At 66.4% G+C, this 19,374-nt stretch carries 18 protein-coding genes; 10 read left to right on the top strand and 8 right to left on the bottom strand.

Annotated features, from left to right (window positions below; genetic code table 11):
- Positions 1–64: 64 nt before the first annotated feature.
- From QMX83_RS07220 to QMX83_RS07210, 3 genes are read right to left on the bottom strand one after another with little or no spacing between them, the layout of a single operon-like run.
- Positions 65–1,180: an ABC transporter permease gene (locus tag QMX83_RS07220; protein ID WP_282295937.1), complete on the bottom strand. Its 1,116-nt coding sequence runs from the start codon at positions 1,178–1,180 to the stop codon at positions 65–67.
- A complete protein-coding gene (locus tag QMX83_RS07215) occupies positions 1,177–2,106 on the bottom strand; it encodes an ABC transporter ATP-binding protein (protein ID WP_282295942.1) in 930 nt (309 codons plus the stop codon). Before QMX83_RS07215 ends, QMX83_RS07220 begins: the two co-directional genes overlap by 4 nt.
- 11 nt (positions 2,107–2,117) lie before the next feature.
- The gene (locus QMX83_RS07210; RefSeq protein WP_282295936.1) at positions 2,118–3,107 is read right to left on the bottom strand and encodes an HlyD family efflux transporter periplasmic adaptor subunit; all 990 of its coding nucleotides are present in this window, start codon (positions 3,105–3,107) and stop codon (positions 2,118–2,120) included.
- Positions 3,108–3,442: 335 nt separating this feature from the next.
- Between QMX83_RS07210 and QMX83_RS07205 the strand changes: the two genes are divergently transcribed.
- The 6 genes from QMX83_RS07205 to QMX83_RS07180 all read left to right on the top strand — a co-directional run bounded on the left by QMX83_RS07205 (position 3,443) and on the right by QMX83_RS07180 (position 8,844).
- Positions 3,443–4,423 carry a PhoH family protein gene (locus QMX83_RS07205; RefSeq protein WP_282295941.1) on the top strand — a complete coding sequence of 327 codons (981 nt, stop codon included), beginning with the start codon at positions 3,443–3,445 and terminating at the stop codon, positions 4,421–4,423.
- A 61-nt stretch (positions 4,424–4,484) separates the two neighbouring features.
- A complete protein-coding gene (gene ybeY, locus QMX83_RS07200; RefSeq protein WP_282295935.1) occupies positions 4,485–4,970 on the top strand; it encodes an rRNA maturation RNase YbeY in 486 nt (161 codons plus the stop codon).
- Between the two features lie 79 nt (positions 4,971–5,049).
- A complete protein-coding gene (locus QMX83_RS07195) occupies positions 5,050–5,619 on the top strand; it encodes a hypothetical protein (protein ID WP_282295940.1) in 570 nt (189 codons plus the stop codon).
- Positions 5,620–5,683: 64 nt separating this feature from the next.
- Positions 5,684–6,565, top strand: a complete 882-nt coding sequence (locus QMX83_RS07190) for a transporter associated domain-containing protein (protein ID WP_282295934.1) — start codon at positions 5,684–5,686, stop codon at positions 6,563–6,565.
- An 8-nt stretch (positions 6,566–6,573) separates the two neighbouring features.
- Positions 6,574–7,833 (top strand): DUF4105 domain-containing protein, encoded by a 1,260-nt coding sequence (locus QMX83_RS07185; RefSeq protein ID WP_282295933.1) that lies wholly within the window; start codon positions 6,574–6,576, stop codon positions 7,831–7,833.
- Between the two features lie 15 nt (positions 7,834–7,848).
- Positions 7,849–8,844, top strand: coding sequence for a magnesium and cobalt transport protein CorA (locus QMX83_RS07180; RefSeq protein WP_282295932.1), 996 nt, complete (start codon positions 7,849–7,851; stop codon positions 8,842–8,844).
- 6 nt (positions 8,845–8,850) lie between these two features.
- Here the strand turns inward: QMX83_RS07180 and QMX83_RS07175 are convergent, their stop codons facing one another.
- The 5 genes from QMX83_RS07175 to QMX83_RS07155 all read right to left on the bottom strand — a co-directional run bounded on the left by QMX83_RS07175 (position 8,851) and on the right by QMX83_RS07155 (position 14,453).
- The gene (locus tag QMX83_RS07175) at positions 8,851–9,690 is read right to left on the bottom strand and encodes an ABC transporter permease subunit (protein WP_282295931.1); all 840 of its coding nucleotides are present in this window, start codon (positions 9,688–9,690) and stop codon (positions 8,851–8,853) included.
- A complete protein-coding gene (locus QMX83_RS07170; RefSeq protein WP_282295930.1) occupies positions 9,687–10,598 on the bottom strand; it encodes an ABC transporter permease subunit in 912 nt (303 codons plus the stop codon). The genes QMX83_RS07175 and QMX83_RS07170 overlap by 4 nt, the downstream gene beginning before the upstream one ends.
- Positions 10,595–11,728, bottom strand: coding sequence for a polyamine ABC transporter ATP-binding protein (potA, locus tag QMX83_RS07165; RefSeq protein ID WP_282295929.1), 1,134 nt, complete (start codon positions 11,726–11,728; stop codon positions 10,595–10,597). Before potA ends, QMX83_RS07170 begins: the two co-directional genes overlap by 4 nt.
- Before the next feature lie 93 nt (positions 11,729–11,821).
- Complete coding sequence (locus QMX83_RS07160) at positions 11,822–12,928, bottom strand: polyamine ABC transporter substrate-binding protein (protein ID WP_282295928.1); 1,107 nt, start codon at positions 12,926–12,928, stop codon at positions 11,822–11,824.
- A 106-nt stretch (positions 12,929–13,034) separates the two neighbouring features.
- Entirely contained in the window at positions 13,035–14,453 is a 1,419-nt protein-coding gene (locus QMX83_RS07155) for a glutamine synthetase family protein (RefSeq protein ID WP_282295927.1), read from the bottom strand.
- Between the two features lie 114 nt (positions 14,454–14,567).
- On the opposite strand from QMX83_RS07155, the gene QMX83_RS07150 reads away from it, so the two are divergent.
- From QMX83_RS07150 to QMX83_RS07135, 4 genes are all read left to right on the top strand, one after another.
- Positions 14,568–15,863 (top strand): FAD-binding oxidoreductase, encoded by a 1,296-nt coding sequence (locus QMX83_RS07150; RefSeq protein ID WP_282295926.1) that lies wholly within the window; start codon positions 14,568–14,570, stop codon positions 15,861–15,863.
- 27 nt (positions 15,864–15,890) lie between these two features.
- Entirely contained in the window at positions 15,891–17,405 is a 1,515-nt protein-coding gene (locus QMX83_RS07145) for an MASE1 domain-containing protein (protein ID WP_282295925.1), read from the top strand.
- Between the two features lie 127 nt (positions 17,406–17,532).
- Positions 17,533–17,823: a hypothetical protein gene (locus QMX83_RS07140; RefSeq protein WP_282295924.1), complete on the top strand. Its 291-nt coding sequence runs from the start codon at positions 17,533–17,535 to the stop codon at positions 17,821–17,823.
- A 178-nt stretch (positions 17,824–18,001) separates the two neighbouring features.
- Positions 18,002–19,342, top strand: a complete 1,341-nt coding sequence (locus QMX83_RS07135) for a diguanylate cyclase (RefSeq protein WP_282295923.1) — start codon at positions 18,002–18,004, stop codon at positions 19,340–19,342.
- The last annotated feature ends 32 nt before the right edge of the window (positions 19,343–19,374 follow it).

Raw genomic sequence — 19,374 nt, 5'->3', positions numbered from 1 at the left:
TTGGGGGGGGGGTTGGGGGGGGGCTACAGACTGGGGTGGGGGCCGCGCGTGGGGCGCCACGCCGTCAATCCAGGCGTTTGCGGAACCGGCTGATCGCCACGACCATCATCACCACGATGAAGGCCAGCAGCGCCAGCACCTCCGGCCACAGCTCCCACCAGCGCGCGCCGCGCAGCATGATGCCGCGCACCAGGCGCAGGAAGTGGGTCAACGGCAGGATCTCGGCCAGCCACTGCACCACCCGGGGCATGCCCGCAAACGGGAACATGAAGCCGGACAGCAGAATCGACGGCAGAAACACGAACATGGTCATCTGCATGGCCTGGAACTGCGAGCGGGCCTTGGTCGAGATCAGCAGGCCCAGTGCGAGGTTGGCCAGGATCAACAGCATCGCCACCAGATAGACATCCAGCACACTGCCACGCACCGGCACCTCGAACAACCAGAGCCCCAGCAGCAGGACCAGACTGGTCTGCACCAGACCAATGACCGCGTACGGCAGGATCTTGCCGATCATCAGTTCGCTGCTGCGCAGCGGGGTGGCAATCAGCAGTTCCATGTTGCCGCGCTCGCGTTCGCGCACGATCGCCACCGCGGTGAACATCACCATGGTCATGGTCAGGATGATGCCGATCAGTCCCGGCACGATGTTGACGGCCGAGCGCCGCTGCGGGTTGTAGAACGCCACCACGCTGATCTGCGCGGCCGCGACGGTGCTGCCGGCACGCAGCGGGCGATCATTGCGCAGCGGTTGGCTGTCCAGCGGCACCTGCGCCAGCTGCACTGCCGCGCTCTGCACCACGGTGTCGCTGCCATCGACCAGTACCTGCACCGCCTCGCGGCCCTCGAATCGCCGCCGTTCAAAGTCGGCAGGTACTACCACGCCGACACTGATCTTTCCCTCGCGCAGCGCCGCCATCAGCTGCTCCGGTGTCTGCACGACAAGTGTTGGCCGGATCACACCGGTGGCCACCATGTCCATCACCAGCGCGCGCGACGCACTGGTCTTGGCCTGGTCGGCGATGCCGGCGTCCAGATTGCGCAGGTTGAGGTTGATGGCGTAGCCGAACAGCACCAGCTGCATCACCGGAATGCCGACGATCATCGCCAGTGTCACGCGGTCGCGGCGCATCTGCCGCAACTCCTTGATCACCACCGCCCACAGCCGGCGCAGATTCATGCCACCTCCTCGTCGGCGGAGGGCCGTGCGCAGGTGGCAGACACGAACACATCTTCCAGATTGGGCGTACTCGGCGTCACCTCGGCCTCCTGTCCGGCCGCACGCAGCGCCTGCTGCACGCGCTGTTCGCCGTCGCTGCCCGCGTCCAGCAGCACCCGCAGGCTGTTGCCGATCTGCGCCACGCTCAGGACACCGGGTACGCCGGTCAGTGCGCGCTGTGCCTGCCGCGGTTGCCGTGCGGCAACCTGCAGGGTGCGCCCTTGCAGCGCCCCGGTCAGTTCGGCGGGGGTGCCGTCGGCCACGAGCGCGCCCTGGTCCAGGATGGCCAGCCGATGGCAACGCTCGGCTTCGTCCATGTAGTGGGTGGACACCAGCAGCGTGGTGCCGGCATCGGCCAGATCGAAGAGCTTTTCCCAGAAGTCACGGCGCGATTCCGGATCGACCGCGCTGGTGGGCTCGTCCAGAAACAGCAGTTCGGGTTGGTGGATCACCGCCCCGGCCAGGGCGAGTCGCTGTTTCTGCCCGCCGCTCATGGTGCCGGCCAACTGCTTCTGGCGGTCCTGGAAGCGGTACTGCTCCAGTAGCTCGTCGATGCGCGCGCGGGCCTGCGCACGCGTCAGGTTCTGCACGGCGGCAAGGAATTCCAGGTTCTCGCGCACGCTCAGGTCTTCAAACAGGGAAAACCGCTGGGTCATGTAGCCGATGCGCTGGCGCAAGGCTTCGGCCTGCTCGGGAATGCGCAGACCGAGCACCTCGATTTCGCCCTCGCTCGGCGTGAGCAGGCCACACAGCATGCGAATGGTGGTGGACTTGCCTGAGCCGTTCGGCCCCAGGAATCCGTACACGTTCGCACGCGGCACCTGCAGGTCGACATGATCGACCGCCATCAGCGACCCGAAACGCTTGGTCAACCCACGCGCCTGGATGGCGAGGTCATTCAAAACGTGACCTGCACCGGCATGCCGGACGGAAGGTCGGCCAAGGCATCGTTCGCACCCTGTGACTCCAGCTCGATCTCCGCGAGCCAGCTCAGCCGCGACACGTCGTCACCAATGAGCGCGTAGTACGGATTGAAGCCGGGGTCACTGCGGATGCTGCGGATCCGGCCACGTAATGCACGGTCGTCGCCCTGCAGGGTGACCTGCGCCACCTGCCCGACCTTCACCCGCAGGCGCAGCGGCTCGGGTAGATAGATCCGCGCGTAAGGATGGTCACCGACCAGCATCACCACCAGCGGCGCGCCCACCGGTGCCTGGTCGCCTTGCCGGTAAGGCAACGCGTCGATGCGCCCGGCGCGCGGGGCCACGAGCGCCAGTTTGTCCAGCGCGACGGTCTGCGCCGCCACCTGCGCCTGGGCCGCCTGCAGTGCCGCCTGGCCCTGGCCGACCTGCTCCACCCGGGTGCCATGTTCCAGCGCCAGCAGCCCCTGCTCGGCCGCGCGCACCGCCCCCTGCGCATTGCCCGCCGCTGCGCGGGCACGATCCACGTCCGCAGCGGCGACCAGTTGCTGGCGGCCCAGCGGCTGCAATCGCGCCAGATAGGCACTGGCATCGGCGGCCTGCGCCCGCGCCGCTGCCAGCGTCGCCCTCGCCTGCTCGATGTCCTCGCGGCGGGGACCATGCTCGAGTTCCAGCAGCGCCTGCCCGGCCTGGGCCGACTGCGCCTGCAACGCGGCCAGTTGCGCGGCCGTCCGCGTGGTTTCCAGCTGCATCAGCGGGGCACCCGCCGCGACCTGCTGGCCCTCGCTGACCTGGATCGACGCGATGACTTCGGCGGCCGGTGCCGGCACCGTGATGCGGTCCCACTCCAGCGTCCCCAGCGCCGTCGCCTCGTCGCGGCCACAGCCGGACAACAATGCCAGCGCCAGCAGCAGGGCCGCTCGCCTCGCCGATACGCGGATCCACCGGGGACTGCACACTGCGGACATCGGCACGACTCCGTCAGGCAGAACGCGCACCGATGCGCGCTGGTCATGAAATGATCACCTACTCACAGCCGTTGCGGCAACAGGGGCGCGCACGGTTATCCACATGTTTCTACCGCAGCCGCCCACAGCGCATGTGGAAAACCCCACCTGTCCTTGACACTTTTTTGACCACGCCTTCATCTGCGTTGCGGCAGTAAGGCTGCGCGTGACTATCCACAGGTTGCTGCACCGCAACTGCACAAGCGCTGTGGAGAACGCGCGGCCGACGGGAAACGCGCTACCCTGTGGCTCCTTTCCTGATCCTGCGGCACCGTCACTGCGTGCCGCCGCATGCAATGACCGCACTGGCACACCGCGACTTCACCCTGGCCCCGGAAGACAACGAACGCCTGGCCAACCTGGCCGGTCCGTTCGACGAGCACCTGCGCCAGATCGAACTCAAACTCGGCGTGGAGATCGCCAACCGCGGCCATGTGTTCCGCATCAGCGGCCCCAAGGGGGTCGTTGCCGAGGCGCAGAAGCTGGTCGAAGCCCTGTATGAAGAAGCCGGCGACACCGTGTTCGACAGCCACGCCATCCACCTGCGGCTGAACCAGGCCAATGTGGAACACCTGGCGGATCGCGCCTACGAGGCGCAGGAAGTCAGCATCAAGGTCAAGCGCGGCACGGTGCGCGGGCGCGGGGCCAACCAGGCCCGGTACCTGCACCAGATCACCACGCATGACATCAATTTCGGGATCGGCCCGGCCGGTACCGGCAAGACCTTCCTGGCCGTGGCCAGCGCCGTCGAAGCACTCAATGAATCGCGCGTGCAGCGCCTGATCCTGGTGCGTCCGGCGGTGGAAGCCGGTGAGAAGCTCGGGTTCCTGCCGGGCGACCTGACCCAGAAGGTCGATCCCTACCTGCGCCCGCTGTATGACGCGCTGTATGAAATGCTGGGCGTGGAAAAGGTGGTCAAGCTGCTGGAGAAGAACGTCATCGAGATCGCGCCGCTGGCCTACATGCGAGGGCGCACCCTCAACGATGCCTACGTGATCCTCGACGAGGCGCAGAACACCACCATCGAACAGATGAAGATGTTCCTGACCCGCCTCGGCTTCGGCTCGACCGCCGTGGTCACCGGCGACCTGACCCAGACCGACCTGCCCAAGCATGTGAAGTCGGGCCTGCGCGACGCGATCGAGGTACTGCGCGACGTGGACGGCGTGAGCTTCACCTTCTTCGAGGCCCGCGACGTGGTGCGCCATCCGCTGGTCGCGCGCATCGTCAGCGCCTACGACCGCCGCGACCTGCAGCAGGTCAAGCCGGACGCATGATGGCGGCCGCACGTCCCACGCGCGATACTGTCGCTCTTATTGCAGATACACCGGAATCATCATGACCAAGGGCCCCGTCCGCCTCGATGTCGCCGTCAGCTATGCGCTGCCCCGTACCGGCCTGCCGGCCGCGGTGAGCTTCCGCAAGTGGGTGGCGGCGGCACTGAAAGGCCGCATCCGCGAGGCCGACCTGGCCATCCGCGTGGTGGATGCCAAGGAAGGGCAGTCACTGAACCGGCACTATCGGGGCAAGGACTACGCCACCAACGTGCTCAGTTTCCCCGCCGAAGTGCCTGAAGGCCTGCCCAAGGGGGTCAAGTTCCCCCTGCTCGGCGACCTGATCATCTGCGCACCGGTGGTCGCCCGCGAGGCCGACGAGCAGTCCAAGGCGCTCAACGCCCACTACGCGCACCTGACCGTACACGGCGTGCTGCATCTGCTGGGCTGGGACCACGAGGACGACAAGGAAGCCGACGCCATGGAGCAGCTGGAACGCGAGATCCTGGCCGACCTGGGCATTGCCGACCCCTACGCCGGCGAACGCTGAGCCCCTGCACGGACCCCGCCTCATGACCCTGCTCCGCCCGACCTGTCTGACCCTGCTGGCCCTGCTGCACGCACCGGCCATGGCCGCGCCGGCCCCCGCCGCCGCCCCGGCAGCGACCACGCTGGACCTGCCCGCGCTGATCGAATGCCGCCAGCGGGTCGCCGACTACGACGCCCTGGCCCCGGTCGTGGCGGACCCGCTCAAGGCCGTGGCCAACGGCCTGCAGCCGCTGGAACAGCGCAACCAGTTCATGGCCGAGTACCGTCTGGCCAGCCCGATCACCGTGTTCGGACAGCGCGCCGAGTACATCACCGTGTCCGGGGCCAGCATCATGGCCATCCTGGATGTGGCCGACCCGCGCCCGCTGGCCAAGGGCCTGGCGCTGGAAGACGGGGTCGACAACCCCGACAAGTTCATGGCCGGCCGCGAAGTGGTCGCCCGCGACGTCACCGACCCGCGCACCGGCGAGGCCATGATCGAGTCGATCATCCTCAGCGTGTCCACGGTGCAGAGCCACCCCGGCAAGACCCTGGCCGGCTGCACCTACAGCCTGGATCTGCCCGCCGAGGAAGAGGACCAGGAGGAGGCCGCCCCGGCCGCTGACGCGCCGCTGACCCCCTCGGTGAATACGCCCGACGGCGGGCGCTGACAGCGCCCCACATCCTGCTAGACTGGCCCCAACGCCCGGTTCGCCGGGTGCCTTTTTTCCAGAGATGTCAGAAGACGACAGTAGTGGCTCCCAGACGGAGCAGAACGAAAAGAAGCGCAGCTGGCTGGAACGCCTGACCTCTGCCTTCTCCGGCGAACCCCACACCCGTGACGAACTGGTGGCGGTGCTGCACACCGCGCACGACGACGGCCTCATCGCCGCCGACACCCTGCGCATGATGGAAGGGGCCATTTCGGTCGCCGAGCTCACCGTGGGCGACGTGATGATCTCGCGCTCGCAGATGGTCTCGCTGCCGGTGCAGGCCCCCTTCCTCGAACTGATGAAGCAGGTGGTCGAATCCGGCCATTCGCGCTTCCCGGTGCACGGCGAGAACAAGGACGAGATCCTCGGCATCCTGCTGGCCAAGGACCTGCTGCGCGGCGTCGTCGCCGACAACGGTCCGGCCAACGTGCGCGAGCTTCTGCGCCCGGCGGTGCTGATCCCCGAGGCCAAGAAGCTCAACGTGCTGCTGAAGGAATTCCGCCTGTCACGCAACCACATGGCGATCGTGGTCGACGAATACGGCGGCGTAGCCGGACTGGTCACCATCGAGGACGTGCTGGAGCAGATCGTCGGCGAGATCGACGACGAGCATGACGAAGCCGAGGATCACACCGCGCAGATCGCCATCCAGGCCGACGGCCAGTACGTGGTGGATGCGCTGACCCCGATTGGTGATTTCAACGAGCGCTTCGGTGCCAGCTTCGCCGACGACGACTACGACACCATCGGTGGCCTGGTCACCGAGGCCATCGGCCACCTGCCGGAAACCGGCGACGAACTCACGCTGGACCGTTTCGTGTTCCGGGTCGCGCGCGCGGATGCCCGCCGCGTGCAGGCATTCCATGTAACCGTGCTGCCACCTGACAGCACCGACGAGGGTTGAACCACGCCATGCGGCCCCTGCTGACGCGGTGGCCGCTGTGCCGCCTGTTGTTCCTGTTGATGCTGTGCGCCCTGCCCAGCCTGCCGATGGCAGTGCTGGCGCAGGACGCCGCTCCCGTTTCCGACGCGCCGGTGCCTGCGGTGGATACCCCTGCCCCGCGCATCGGCATCGTCACCATGCAGCCGGGCGAGATCTTCTTCGAACGCTTCGGTCATGACGCCATCGTGGTCCAGGACCCGGTGAGCGGACAGGCGATCTCCTACAACTTCGGTTACTTCGATCCCTCCGAACCCGATTTCATCGGCCGCTTCGTGCGCGGCGACATGATGTACTACCTGGTGGCGCTGCCCCTGGAGCAGGACCTGTCGTACTACGCGGAAACCGGGCGCGGTGCCAACCTGCAATGGCTCGACCTGAGTCCACAGCAGGCGCGCACGCTGGCGGCCTCCCTGGCCGAACGGGCCAAGCCGGAGAACGCACGCTACCGCTACGACTACTACACCGCCAACTGCGCCACGATGGTGCGCGACGCGATCGACGAAGCACTGGGCGGCGGCCTGCATGCGCAGCTGTCGGGGCGCTCGCGCGGCAATACCTACCGCAGCGAGTCGGTGCGACTGGCGTCGCCGGCCCCGTGGATGTGGCTGGGCTTTGATCTCGGCCTGGGGCCGTACGCCGACCAGCCGCTGTCGCGCTGGCAGGAGGCCTTCGTCCCGATGCGCCTGGCCGACGCTTTGCGCCAGGTCAAAAACACGGACGGCCGTCCGCTGGTACAGGCCGAGCAGGAACTGCTGCCGCACCGGATTGCTCCGGAGCCGGCCGAGTTCGCCCGGCGCTGGTGGCCGTGGCTGCTGTGTGGGCTGGTGCTGGCCGTCGGCGTGCTGGCGCTGCGCCAGCGTCGTCGCCTGCTCGGCGGACTGATCCTGCCGCTGTGGCTGCTGTGTGGCATTGCCGGTGGCCTGCTGACCTTCCTGTGGGGGTTCAGCGCGCATCACGCCGCGTGGGCCAATCGCAATCTGCTGCAGCTGTCGCCGTTGTGCCTGCTGCTGTTGCCCGGTGCGATTACCTTGTTGCGCGGTCGCGTGCCCGGCATGTGGTTCCGGGTGCTGCTGTGGACCGTGGCGCTGCTGTCCGGGCTCGGCCTGGTGCTGCACTGGCTGACCCTGCAGCCGCAGATCAACCTGCAGTGGATCGTGCTGCTGCTGCCCGTACACGTGGCGCTGGCCTGGGTGCTGGGCCGCCGTGACCCGGCCATCACGGTCCGCTGACGCACCATGACGCCCATGGAACACAAAGATTCGAGCAACCCCGCGTGCGTCATCAACTGCGTTCACTACGACGACCAGGGCAAGCGCCACGACATCGCGCTGGATGCGATCAGTGATGTGATCGCCAGCGGCAACGGCTTTGTCTGGGTCGGGCTGTACGACCCGGCCGATGCGGTGCTGCTGAAGCTGCAGGAAGAGTTCGGCCTGCACGACCTGGCCATCGACGACGCCCGCAATGCGCACCAGCGGCCCAAGGTCGAGGCCTACGGCAACTCCCTGTTCGTCGTGGTGACCACCGCGCAGAGCGTGCAGGAGCGCATCGAGTATGGCGAAACCCACGCCTTCCTCGGGCCGCGCTTCCTGGTCACGGTGCGCCATGGGGCCTCGCTGTCGTACGCGCCCGTGCGTGCGCGGGTCGAGCGCGAGCCGCAGTTGCTGAAGATGGGGCCGTCGTACTGCCTGTATGCGGTGATGGATTTCGTGGTGGACAACTACCTGCCCATCACCATCGGCTACCGCGACACGTTGGATGCGCTGGAGAAGGACATCTTCGCCGAGAACTACAAGCGCACCACGGTGATGCGCCTGTATGAACTCAAGCGCCAGCTCAACAAGATGCGCATGGCGGTAGCGCCGCTGCAGGACGTCCTGGCGCAGCTGCGCCGCTATCCCGGCGACCTGATTCCCGACGAGGTCAAACTCTACATCCGAGACGTGCACGACCATGCCGTGCGGATCAGCGATGTGATCGACACCCTGCGCGAGATGCTGGGCACCGCGTTGAGCGTGAACCTGTCGCTGGTCACGCTGGCACAGGGTGAAACGGTGAAGCGGCTGGGTGCGTGGGCGGCGCTGCTGGCGGCACCCACGCTGATCACCAGCTGGTACGGGATGAACTTCGCGCACATGCCGGAGCTGGATAAGCCGTGGGCGTATCCAGCGATGATTGTCGGTGTGGGGGCGGTGTGCGTCGGGTTGTACCGGTTGTTCAAGCGCGCACGGTGGCTTTGACGAGGGTTATCCCTTCTGCGCCAGCTGCATGTCGCGCTGCCGGCGCTTCTCGCTGCGCGCGGTGATGAACCAGCCCACCACCGCCGCGATCGACACCGCCAGCACCATCAGCGTGGCCAACGCATTGATTTCCGGTTTGATGCCCATGCGCACCGAGGCGAACACCTTCATCGGCAAGGTGGTCGAGTTCGGCCCGGCGACGAAGCTGGCAATGACCACGTCATCCAGCGACAGGGTGAAGGCCAGCAACCAGCCCGCGACCAGCGCCGGGGCGATGATCGGCAGGGTGATCTGGAAAAACACCTTCAGCCGGCTCGCGCCCAGGTCCATCGCCGCCTCTTCCAATGAGCGATCCAGCTCCTGCAGGCGCGAGGACACCACCACGGTCACGAACGACAGGGTGAAGGTCACGTGCGCGATCCAGATGCTCCCCACCCCGCGGCTGGGAAAGCCGGGAATGCTGCCCATCGCCACCAGCAGCGTCATCAGCGAAAAGCCCAGAATCACTTCAGGCATCACCAGCGGTGCGGTGATCAGCGCGCCAAACACGGTCTTGCCGGGAAAACGCCGGAACCGGGTCATCACCATTGCGGCCATCGTGCCCAGTATCGTCGCCGCCGTCGCGGTCCAGAACGCTACCTTCAGGCTGATCCACAGCGCATCCAGGATCTGCCGGTTGTTGAACAGCTCACCGTACCAGCGCGTGGAGAAGCCTGCCCACACCGTGGCCAGCTTGGAGGCGTTGAAGGAATAGACCATCAACAGCAGGATCGGCAGGTACAGGAAGCCGAAGCCAACCGCCAGCACCGACCACCCCAACCAGCGGTTGCCGCGCACCATGCTCATGACAGCTTCCCTTCCAGCTCGCGCTGCTGCACCCGGTTGAACAGCAGGATCGGTACCAGCAGCAGCAACAGCATCACGATCGCCACCGCCGAGGCCGTCGGCCAGTCGCGGTTGTTGAAGAACTCGCCCCACAGCACCCGGCCGATCATCAGCGTGTCCGGCCCACCGAGCATTTCCGGAATCACGAACTCACCGACCGCCGGAATCATCACCAGCATGCAACCGGCGATGATGCCGGTGCGCGACAGCGGCAGGGTGATCTTCAGGAATGCCTGCCACGGCTTCGCGCCCAGATCGTAGGCGGCCTCCAGCAGGCGGTGGTCCAGCTTGACCAGGTTGGCGTACAGCGGCAGCACCATGAACGGCAGATAGCAGTAGACGATGCCGATGTAGGCGGCCGTCGGGGTGTACAGCAGATTCAACGGTGCATCGGTGATGCCGATCTTCTGCAGCAGCTGATCCAGCAGGCCATTGCGGTCCAGGATGCCGATCCAGGCATACACGCGGATCAGGAACGAGGTCCACGACGGCAGCACCACCAGCATCATCGCCACGTTGCGCGCGGCCGGTGACATCCGCGAGATCACATAAGCCATCGGGTAGCCGATCAGCAGCGTCAGCAAGGTGGCAATCACCGCGATCTTGATCGAGCTCAGGTAGGCCAGCACGTACTGGCTGTCTTTCACCAGCGCGGCATAGGTGCCGAGATTGAGCTTGAGCGAGAACGCCCCGTCGACGTATTCCAGCAGCCAGGTGTACGGCGGCGAGCCGACCTGGGTGCGGGCGAAAGAGATCATCAGGATGATCGCGAACGGCACCGCGAAGAACAGCAGCAGCCACAGATAAGGCGCTGCAATCACCGCACTGCGCGTGCCCGGCAGCCAGCGCTTGAGCCCGGTGGCGTTCATGCGGTGAGCACCACGCCGTCGTTGTCGCGCCAGTGCACCCACACCGCGTCGCCCCAGGTCAGACCGTCGCTGGCCCAGCGCTGCGAGTTGGCGAAATTGGACAGCACCTTGGCCCCGCTGGGCAGGCGCACGTGATACACCGAGTGGCTGCCGAAGTAGGCGATGTCCTCGATCACGCCCTGCGCCTTGTTGGTCGCGCCTTCCGGTTCGTCCTTGCCGATCATCACCTTCTCCGGGCGCAGCGCGAACGCCACTTCCTGCCCTTCATAACAGGTGATGCCGTGGGCCACGTAGATCGGAGCCGGGAACAGCGGCGTGCGCACGGTGACGTACTCGGGCAGGTCCTCGTCGATCACGCCCTCGAACAGGTTCACCGAGCCGATGAAGCCGGCGACGAAGCGGTTGGCCGGCTGCTCGTAGATTTCATCGGGCTTGCCGACCTGCTGGATCCAGCCGGCATCCATCACCGCGATGCGGGTGGCCATGGTCATGGCCTCTTCCTGGTCGTGGGTGACCATCACGCAGGTCACGCCCGAGTTCTCAATGATGGAGACCAGCTCCAGCTGCATCTGTGAACGCAGCTTCTTGTCCAGCGCGCCCATCGGCTCGTCGAGCAGCAGCAGCTTCGGCCCCTTGGCCAGCGAACGGGCCAGCGCCACGCGCTGCTGCTGGCCGCCGGACAACTGATGCGGCTTGCGCTTGGCCAGCTTGCCCAGCTGCACCAGGTCCAGCATCTCGCCCACCCGCTTGCGGATGACATCACGGGCCAGGCCGTCCTGCTTGAGGCCGAAGGCGATGTTCTGCTCCACGCTCATGTGCGGGAACAGCGCATAGGACTGGAACATCATGTTGATCGGGCGCTGGTACGGCGGCAGCGCGTTGATGCGCTGGCCGTCCAGGTCGATGCTGCCAGCGGTGGGCGTTTCAAAGCCGCCCAGGCAGCGCAGCAGGGTCGACTTGCCGCTGCCCGAGCCGCCCAGCAGGGCAAAGATCTCGCCCTTGCGGACGTCCAGATTGACGTCGTCGAGGGCCAGGAAGCCGTCGAATTCCTTGCGCAGCGCGCGAATGGACAGATAGCCCGGCTCCAGGACCGGGATGACCTCGCCTTCCGGCTTGGCTTCAAAGGACATGGGCAGCAGCTCCAGACGCGGCTACGGGACGTGGGCAGCCCATTCTAACGGCCTCCGGGCCCGTGGAGAGTGATTCCACGGGCCCTCAGGACCTTACCGCCCGGTCTTCACCTCGTTCCACAGGCGGGTGTACAGCTTGTCCACTTCCGGCGGATTGATCGAATAGGTGAACATCTTCGCGGCCACGTCCGCCGGCGGGTAGATGGTGGGGTCGGTGCGGATGGCTTCATCCACCAGCGGCGTGGCGGCACCGACCGGATTGGCATAGTGGATGAAGTTGGTGTTGGCCGCTGCCACCTTCGGGTCGAGCAGGTAGTTGATGAAGGCGTAGGCCGCTTCCGGGTGCTTGGCATCCTTGGGAATGGCCAGCATGTCGAACCACTGCGGTGCGCCTTCCTTCGGAATGGAATACGCCACGGTCACACCGTTGTCAGCTTCCTCGGCGCGATCGCGGGCCTGGATGATGTCACCCGACCAGCCCACCACCAGGCAGGTGCCGCCATTGGCCAGCGACCCCACGTAGTTGGAGGAATGGAAGTTCTGCACGTAGGGGCGGATGGTCTTCAGCAGGTCCGCGGCCTTCTGGATCACCGCCGGATCATGGCTGTGCGGATCTTCCCCGAGGTAATGCAGCGCGATCGGCACCATGTCCGCGGGCGTGTCGAGGATGGTGACGCCGCAATCCTTCATCTTGGCGATGTTTTCCGGCTTGAACACCAGGTCCCAGCTGTTGGCGATCTCGGTGCTGCCACCGAAACGCTCCTTCAGCATGTCCACGTTGTAGCCGATGCCGGTGGTGCCGATCATGTACGGCACGCCGTACTTGTTGTCCGGATCCTGCTGCGCGATGCGCTTCATCATCTCCGGATCAAGATTGGTCAGGTTCGGAATCTTGCTCTTGTCCAGCGGCAGGAACACGCCGGCCTGGATCTGGCGACCGAAGAAGTTCAGCGTCGGCACCACCACGTCGTAGCCGCTGTCGCCGGCGAGCAACTTGGTTTCCACCATCTCATCGCTGTCGAACACATCGTAGGTCACCTTGATGCCGGTGGCCTTCTCGAAGTTCGGGATCGTGTCTTCGGCGATGTAGTCGCTGTAGTTGTAGATGTTGAGCACCTTGCTGTCTTCCTGTTTGGCACCGCCACCGCAGGCGCTGAGCAGGGAAACGGCAATGCCGAGGGTCAGGATTCGCAGCTTCATCGGGGTCTCCACGGGTCGAAGCAAGGTGGGGGAACCGGGTGGACCGGCAGGAACGGGGTCAGCCTAACGGCCAGCCGGGCATTTTCCCACCCCGGCCGCCCTGCGACTACACATTCAGCAGCAGAAACTCACGCTCCCAGGAGCTGATCACCCGGAAGAAGGTCTCGTATTCCTTGCGCTTCACCGACACGTAAGCGCGGCAGAAGCGCTCGCCCAGCATCTCCTGCAGGGCGGGACACCCTTCCAGACCGTCCAGCGCCTCGCCCAGCGAGCGCGGCAGGTCGTAGCCCAGTTCCTTGGCGCTGCCGCTGACCGGCGCGGTCGGTGCGCCTTGTTCACGGATGCCCAGCAGGCCCGCCGCCAGCGTGGCCGCCATGGCCAGGTAGGGATTGGCGTCCGAGCCGGCAAACCGGCTTTCCACGCGCATGTTTTCCTGGGTGTCCATCGGCACGCGCAGGCCACAGGTCCGGTTGTCGAAACCCCAGTGCACATTGCTGGGCGAGACTTCACCAAACACCAGCCGCCGGTAGGAATTCACGTTCGGCGCGAAGAACGCCATCGCCATCGGCACGTACTTCTGCAGGCCGGCCAGATAGTGGCCGAAGATCGGACTGAACTCCTCGCCGCCCGCATCGCCACTGAACACGTTATGCCCGTCGCTGATCCGCAGCAGGCTCTGGTGGATATGCATCGCGCTGCCCGGCTCGGTTTCCATCGGCTTGGCCAGGAAGGTCGCGTACACACCGTGGCGCATCGCCGCCTCGCGCATGGTGCGCTTGAACAGGAACACCTGGTCGGCCAGGTCCATCGCGTTGGCGTGAGTGAAATTGACTTCCAGCTGCGCGGCACCGGATTCGTGGATCAGCGTATCCACGTCCAGTTTCATCGCGTCGCAGTAGTCGTACATCAGGTCCAGGATCGGGTCGAACTCGTTGACCGCGTCGATGGAATACGACTGCCGTGCCGTTTCCGGTCGGCCCGAGCGCCCAGCGGGGGGCAGCAGCGGGAAATCCGGGTCGGTGTTCTTCTGCACCAGGAAGAACTCCAGCTCCGGTGCCACCACCGGACGCAGGCCCAGTTCGGCATAGGCATCCAGCACCCGCCGCAGCACGTTGCGCGGTGCCAGTTCATGCGGCTGACCATGCTTGGTGTAGCAGTCGTGGATGACCTGTGCGGTCGGGTCGGTGGCCCACGGCACCATGCGCACGGTGTCCGGGTCCGGCCGGAGGATCATGTCCGAGTCCGACGGCGAGGTCAGCTCGTAGTAGTCGTCCGGAAAGTCACCGGTCACCGTGGTCGCGAAGATGCCCTCGGGCAGCCGCGTGCCGTAATCGTGCGAGAACTTGTCGGCCGGAATGATCTTGCCGCGCGCGTTGCCGGTAATGTCCGGCACCAGGCACTCCACCTCGGTGATGCGGCGCTCCTTGAGCCAGCGCAGCAAGGCACTCTCTTCCGGTGCCGTCGACGCGGCGGTAGTCCCGCGCGCGGTGGTGGCGGTTTTTCGCGGGCGCGGTCGGGTGGTCATGACCGGCACGGTAACCCCGCCCGGGCGAGCCACGCAACCGTCACCGTACTGACCTCCCCTTCGCCCCGGTTGCTGGCATGCTGTGGGCATGAGCCGTTCCCTCGCCCCTTTCACATGACCCTGGCGCGCCCTGCCGGACAGCCACACGCGCCCAGCTGGTACGCCACCAGCGTGCCTGACGCGCCTTTGCGCCCTGCCCTGCGTGGCGACACCCAGGCCGATGTGTGCGTGCTGGGCGCGGGCTATACCGGGCTTTCGGCCGCGTTGTCGCTGGCCGAGCGCGGCTACCGCGTCACCGTGCTGGAGGCGCAGCGGGTCGGCTGGGGAGCTTCTGGCCGCAATGGAGGCCAGGCCATCGTGGGCTTTGGCTGCGAAGTGGACACACTGGAACGGCTGGTCGGCAATGCCAACGCGCGCGCCCTGTTCGACTATTCGCGCGAGGGCATGGCCCTGCTGCGCCACCGCCTGCAGCATTACCAGATCGCCTGTGACTGGCGCGACGGCCATGCCAGCGTGCCGATCAATGCCCGCCAGGAGCATGAACTGCGCCGCGGCATGCAGCGGCTGGTGGAGCACTACGACTACCCGCTGCGGTGGTGGGACCGTGAGCAGCTGCGCAGCCAGCTGGACAGCCCGCGTTATCGGGGCGCGATGTTCGACGGGGCCAGCGGTCACCTGCACCCGCTCGCCTATGCACAGGGTCTGGCCCGGGCGGCCGAAGGACTGGGCGTGGTGATCCACGAAGCCAGCCCGGTGCAGCAGCTGGTGCGCGATGCGCAGCCGCAGCTGCGCACCGCCGAAGGCAGCGTGCGCGCCGACCATGTGGTGATTGCTGGCAATGCGCTGCTCAGCGGTATCGCCCCGGAGCTGGAGTCGCGGATCATGCCGGTCGGCACCTACATCGGCGCAACGCCGGTACTGGGTGAAGCGCGGGCACGCGCCCTGATCAGCAACGACATGGCCGTTGCCGATGTGAGCTGGGCGCTGGACTACTTCAAGATGAGCGCGGACCACCGGCTGCTGTTTGGCGGCCGCGCCAGCTACTCCGCCCTGCCCCCACCGGGGCTGCGCGGCGTGATGACCCGACGTATGCACCAGGTGTTTCCGCAGCTGCGTGATGTCGGGCTGGAACAGGTCTGGGGCGGGTTCGTCGACATTACCCGCAACCGCGCCCCGCACTGGGGCCGGCTGACCCCGAACGTGTATTTCGCCCAGGGCTTCTCCGGCCACGGCGTGGCGGCGACCGGTCTGGCCGGCGACGTCATCGCCGCCGCCATAGCCGGGCAGAACGAGCGCCTGGACGCATTCGCACGCATTCCGCACCGCCGCTTCCCCGGCGGTCGGCTGCTGCGCACGCCGCTGCTGGTGGCGGCGATGTCCTGGTACAAACTGCGCGATGCATTGTGGTAACTCTGGAACGGAATGACAGGACGCGACATGACGTCAGGCAACGCGAAACAGGGACTGATGCTGGCCGTGGTGTATGCCCTGGCCTGCTGGGGGTTGTGGCACCTGTCGGTGGACCAGTTCTTCCTGCCGGCCGGTCTGCGGGTCGCCGCATTGATCGTGGTACCGCCGCGGTTGTGGCCGTATCTGCTGCTGGGCGAGTACGCCTACTTCGCGCGCCTGCGTGCCCCCATGGTGGATACCTACGGACTGACCTGGGCGGTGGCCGGATCGGCCGTGCTGATGCCCGCCGTGATGGGCGTGGTGCAGCTGCACCGCCGCATGATCGCCGCGCGCAACGAGCTGTGGTTGCCTTCAGTGGCGGCGCTGGCATCGGCTGCGACCTGTCTGCTGAAACTGCTGTCCATTCACCTGCTGTGGGCGACACCGCCAGATGCGCCGATGCTGCACCAGGCCGTCGTGTTCCTGATCGGCGATTTCACCGCGATCCTGACCTTGGCTCCGCTCGCGCTGCTGTGGATCCGTCGCACGCCTGACGCACGATGGCCGCGACACTTTGACCCGCGCACCACCGCGGCGGCCTGTGTGCTGGCGGGCCTGGGGCTCGGAGCCGCGCTGCTGCCAGACCACGCCACGTCACTGCGCGCAGGCCTGCTGCTGCTCATGGCCCTGCCCGCCATTGCGCTGACCGTGCTGCATGGGTGGCGCGGTGCCGCCATCGCGGTGCCGTTCTGGAGCATCGTCACCGCCATCAGCATGTCGACCACCGGCCGGCCGGGATCCTTCGACGTGGACACCTACCACTGGCAGCAGCACCTGGCGCTGTATGGCACCGCGCTGCTCGCGCTGGGCGCGAGCCTCAGCCACTACCGCCGGCAGTACCGGACCCACGCGCACGGCGAGCAGCTGGTGCTGGCGCAGGCGCGCGCCGCAGTGCATGCCAGCGAAGTCGCCCTGCGCCACCGCGCCCAGCAGATGCGCCGGGTCGGCGACGGCATCGACCTGTCACACGCGCAGATGGTGCAGTGGCTGCAGGCGCACGGATATTCACGGCTGGCCGAGAGCCTGCTGCACACCGCCGAAGTCTGTTCGAGGCAGTTCCGCGCGCAGACCAGCATGGTGTACCCGGCCGCACTGGAGCAGATCGGCCTGTACCTGGCGCTGCAGACCGGGGGCGTCGGCCAGGAATGGGAACGCAGCTACCGGGTATTGCCGCCGCGCTTCGGCGGGGATCCGTGCCGGTTGAGCGTGGACCTTCAGCTGGCGGCGTACCGCACCCTGACCGAGGCGGTGGCGTTGCTGCTGGAGCGCGAGCCCGGGCAGATGCGGGTACGCGTGCGTTGCGGGCAGCAAGGGCAGATGCAGGGACTGGTGATGACGCTGCGCCTGCTGGATCCCGCGCAGACGATCAGCGCCGCCACCACGATGCTGGCGATTGAGCGGTTGAGCGCACGCATCCGGGCCTATGGTGGAAGGATTGAATGCCGGGGCGGTTGCATTCGCATGGTGTTGCAGGAGACAGCGCGCGTGTCTGCACTGCCATAGGCAGTTGACCGAAAATCAGAATCGTTTCAAAGCCGTCACCCCACACACGCCCTTAGCCTTTATTTCACGCAGCGACCACGGTTGAGCTGGCCGCGGGGAATCGGATGCAGATCCGGAGGCGAAGCGCATGACGGTGGACGACAACTTAAGCGTGTGCGGGTTCGAGAGCGACGAGATCACGTATTACCAGGTCAAGGATCCCAGTGGCCGGGTGCTGGTGCATTTCGCCAATGTCGGACATCTGTTCTGGGCCATCCCGGCGGGTGCCGTCTCGGCCCGTACCTCGCTGCCGTCGTGGCGGCTGAAGACCGCGCCGGAGGCGGTGCCAATCGAGATCTACCGCAACCGACGCTTTTCGCTGGTGCTGTATGACGACGGCAAGGTCCCGGTGTGGTCGGTGGAGCTAGCCGAACCGTAGAGCCACGCCCTGCGTGGCTGCGGGTCGCCAGGTGGCCCGTCCCTACGCGCTACGCGACACATTTCGTGAGCGTCAGTGAGAAATGTGAAAGCCTGCGCAGATTCAGAATTTGCCCCTAAAGTCCCCCGGGGGCTGGCCGCTACCAAACCTGAACCACCCGGAATCGAGCGAACCAAACATGCCGGCACTGTTGCAGGGCGCTTTTGACAGCAGCCCCGGTGATGCACTCCCCCAGCGCATTCTGCTGGTCGAGAACTCGCGCACGTTCACCACGATGTTGAAGGAAGCCATCGAGCAGCGGCTGGAGCTGCCGGTGTCCGTCGCCACCAGTCTGGCCGAAGCCGGTCGCCTGCTGGATGAGGAAGACGGCTGGTTCCTGGTCCTCACCGGGCTGGTCCTGGCCGACGGTGACCGCGACCAGGTGGTGGAGTACTTCCTGTCGCGTGGCCTGCGCACCGTGGTGGTCAGCGGTGTCTACGACGAAGACCTGCGCAAGCGCGTGCTGCAGCAGCAGATCATCGACTACGTGCTGAAGAACACCCCCGGCAGCGTCGACTACCTGGTGTGGCTGGTGCAGCGCCTCGAGCGCAATCGCCGCATTGCCGCACTGGTGGTGGACGACTCCATGTCCGCGCGCATGTACGCCGCCTCGCTGCTGCGCATGTACGGCCACGACGTCTACGAAGCCGCTGACGGGGCCGAAGGGCTGAAGGCCATTGAAGCCCATCCGGCCATCCGCCTGGCCGTGGTCGACCAGGAAATGCCCGGCATGGAGGGGGTGGAATTCACCCGCCGCCTGCGCACCCTGCGCTCGCGCGACAAGGTTGCGGTGATCGGCATTTCCGGCAACACCGACCAGACCTTGATTCCACGCTTCCTGAAGAACGGCGCGAACGACTTCCTGCGTAAACCCTTCTCGCGCGAAGAGTTCTTCTGCCGTGTGTCGCAGAACGTCGACCAGCTGGAGCTGATCGGCACCCTGCAGGACCTGGCCACGCGCGACTTCCTGACCGGCCTGCCGAACCGCCGCTCGTTCCTGGAGCAGAGCCAGCGCCAGCTACCGGCGCTGCAGCACAGCGGCGAGAAGGTGGCCGTGGCGATGATCGACATCGACCACTTCAAGCACATCAACGATACCTACGGCCACGAAGCCGGCGACGAAGCACTGCGTGCGGTGGCTGCCACCGTGGCTGACCACGCCCGCGACCAGGACCTGACCGGCCGCTTTGGTGGCGAGGAGTTCTGCCTGCTGGTGCCGGGGCTGGAAGAAGACGAGGCGCTCGGCTATTTCGAGATACTGCGCCAGCGGATCGCCTCGCTGCAGGTGCATCTGGGGCCGACCGTCCTGCGCATGACCGTCAGCATCGGGGTGTGCTGCCTGAGCCCGCAGCGCGACTCGCTGCACCTGCTGATCTCCGAAGCCGACCGCCAGCTCTATCTGGCCAAGGCCGGCGGCCGCAACCGGGTCAGCAGCAGCACCAGCGCCATCCCCGCCCGGGTTGCCGAAGCGCTGCCTTGATCCAGATCAACGCGGGGGCCCAGCCCCCTGCC

This window comes from Stenotrophomonas sp. PS02289, from assembly GCF_029960115.1.
GTDB lineage: Bacteria > Pseudomonadota > Gammaproteobacteria > Xanthomonadales > Xanthomonadaceae > Stenotrophomonas.
The sequence above is the reverse complement of the archived record's forward strand: the minus strand, read 5'-3'. Positions and strand labels throughout refer to the sequence as shown.

Coding starts and splice junctions, on each gene's coding strand:
- QMX83_RS07220 (WP_282295937.1), bottom strand. CDS start 1,180: ATGAATCTGCGCCGGCTGTGGGCGGTGGTGATCAAGGAGTTGCGGCAG.
- QMX83_RS07210 (WP_282295936.1), bottom strand. CDS start 3,107: ATGTCCGCAGTGTGCAGTCCCCGGTGGATCCGCGTATCGGCGAGGCGA.
- QMX83_RS07205 (WP_282295941.1), top strand. CDS start 3,443: ATGACCGCACTGGCACACCGCGACTTCACCCTGGCCCCGGAAGACAAC.
- ybeY (WP_282295935.1), top strand. CDS start 4,485: ATGACCAAGGGCCCCGTCCGCCTCGATGTCGCCGTCAGCTATGCGCTG.
- QMX83_RS07195 (WP_282295940.1), top strand. CDS start 5,050: ATGGCCGCGCCGGCCCCCGCCGCCGCCCCGGCAGCGACCACGCTGGAC.
- QMX83_RS07190 (WP_282295934.1), top strand. CDS start 5,684: ATGTCAGAAGACGACAGTAGTGGCTCCCAGACGGAGCAGAACGAAAAG.
- QMX83_RS07185 (WP_282295933.1), top strand. CDS start 6,574: ATGCGGCCCCTGCTGACGCGGTGGCCGCTGTGCCGCCTGTTGTTCCTG.
- QMX83_RS07180 (WP_282295932.1), top strand. CDS start 7,849: ATGGAACACAAAGATTCGAGCAACCCCGCGTGCGTCATCAACTGCGTT.
- QMX83_RS07175 (WP_282295931.1), bottom strand. CDS start 9,690: ATGAGCATGGTGCGCGGCAACCGCTGGTTGGGGTGGTCGGTGCTGGCG.
- QMX83_RS07170 (WP_282295930.1), bottom strand. CDS start 10,598: ATGAACGCCACCGGGCTCAAGCGCTGGCTGCCGGGCACGCGCAGTGCG.
- potA (WP_282295929.1), bottom strand. CDS start 11,728: ATGTCCTTTGAAGCCAAGCCGGAAGGCGAGGTCATCCCGGTCCTGGAG.
- QMX83_RS07160 (WP_282295928.1), bottom strand. CDS start 12,928: ATGAAGCTGCGAATCCTGACCCTCGGCATTGCCGTTTCCCTGCTCAGC.
- QMX83_RS07155 (WP_282295927.1), bottom strand. CDS start 14,453: ATGACCACCCGACCGCGCCCGCGAAAAACCGCCACCACCGCGCGCGGG.
- QMX83_RS07150 (WP_282295926.1), top strand. CDS start 14,568: ATGACCCTGGCGCGCCCTGCCGGACAGCCACACGCGCCCAGCTGGTAC.
- QMX83_RS07145 (WP_282295925.1), top strand. CDS start 15,891: ATGACGTCAGGCAACGCGAAACAGGGACTGATGCTGGCCGTGGTGTAT.
- QMX83_RS07140 (WP_282295924.1), top strand. CDS start 17,533: ATGACGGTGGACGACAACTTAAGCGTGTGCGGGTTCGAGAGCGACGAG.
- QMX83_RS07135 (WP_282295923.1), top strand. CDS start 18,002: ATGCCGGCACTGTTGCAGGGCGCTTTTGACAGCAGCCCCGGTGATGCA.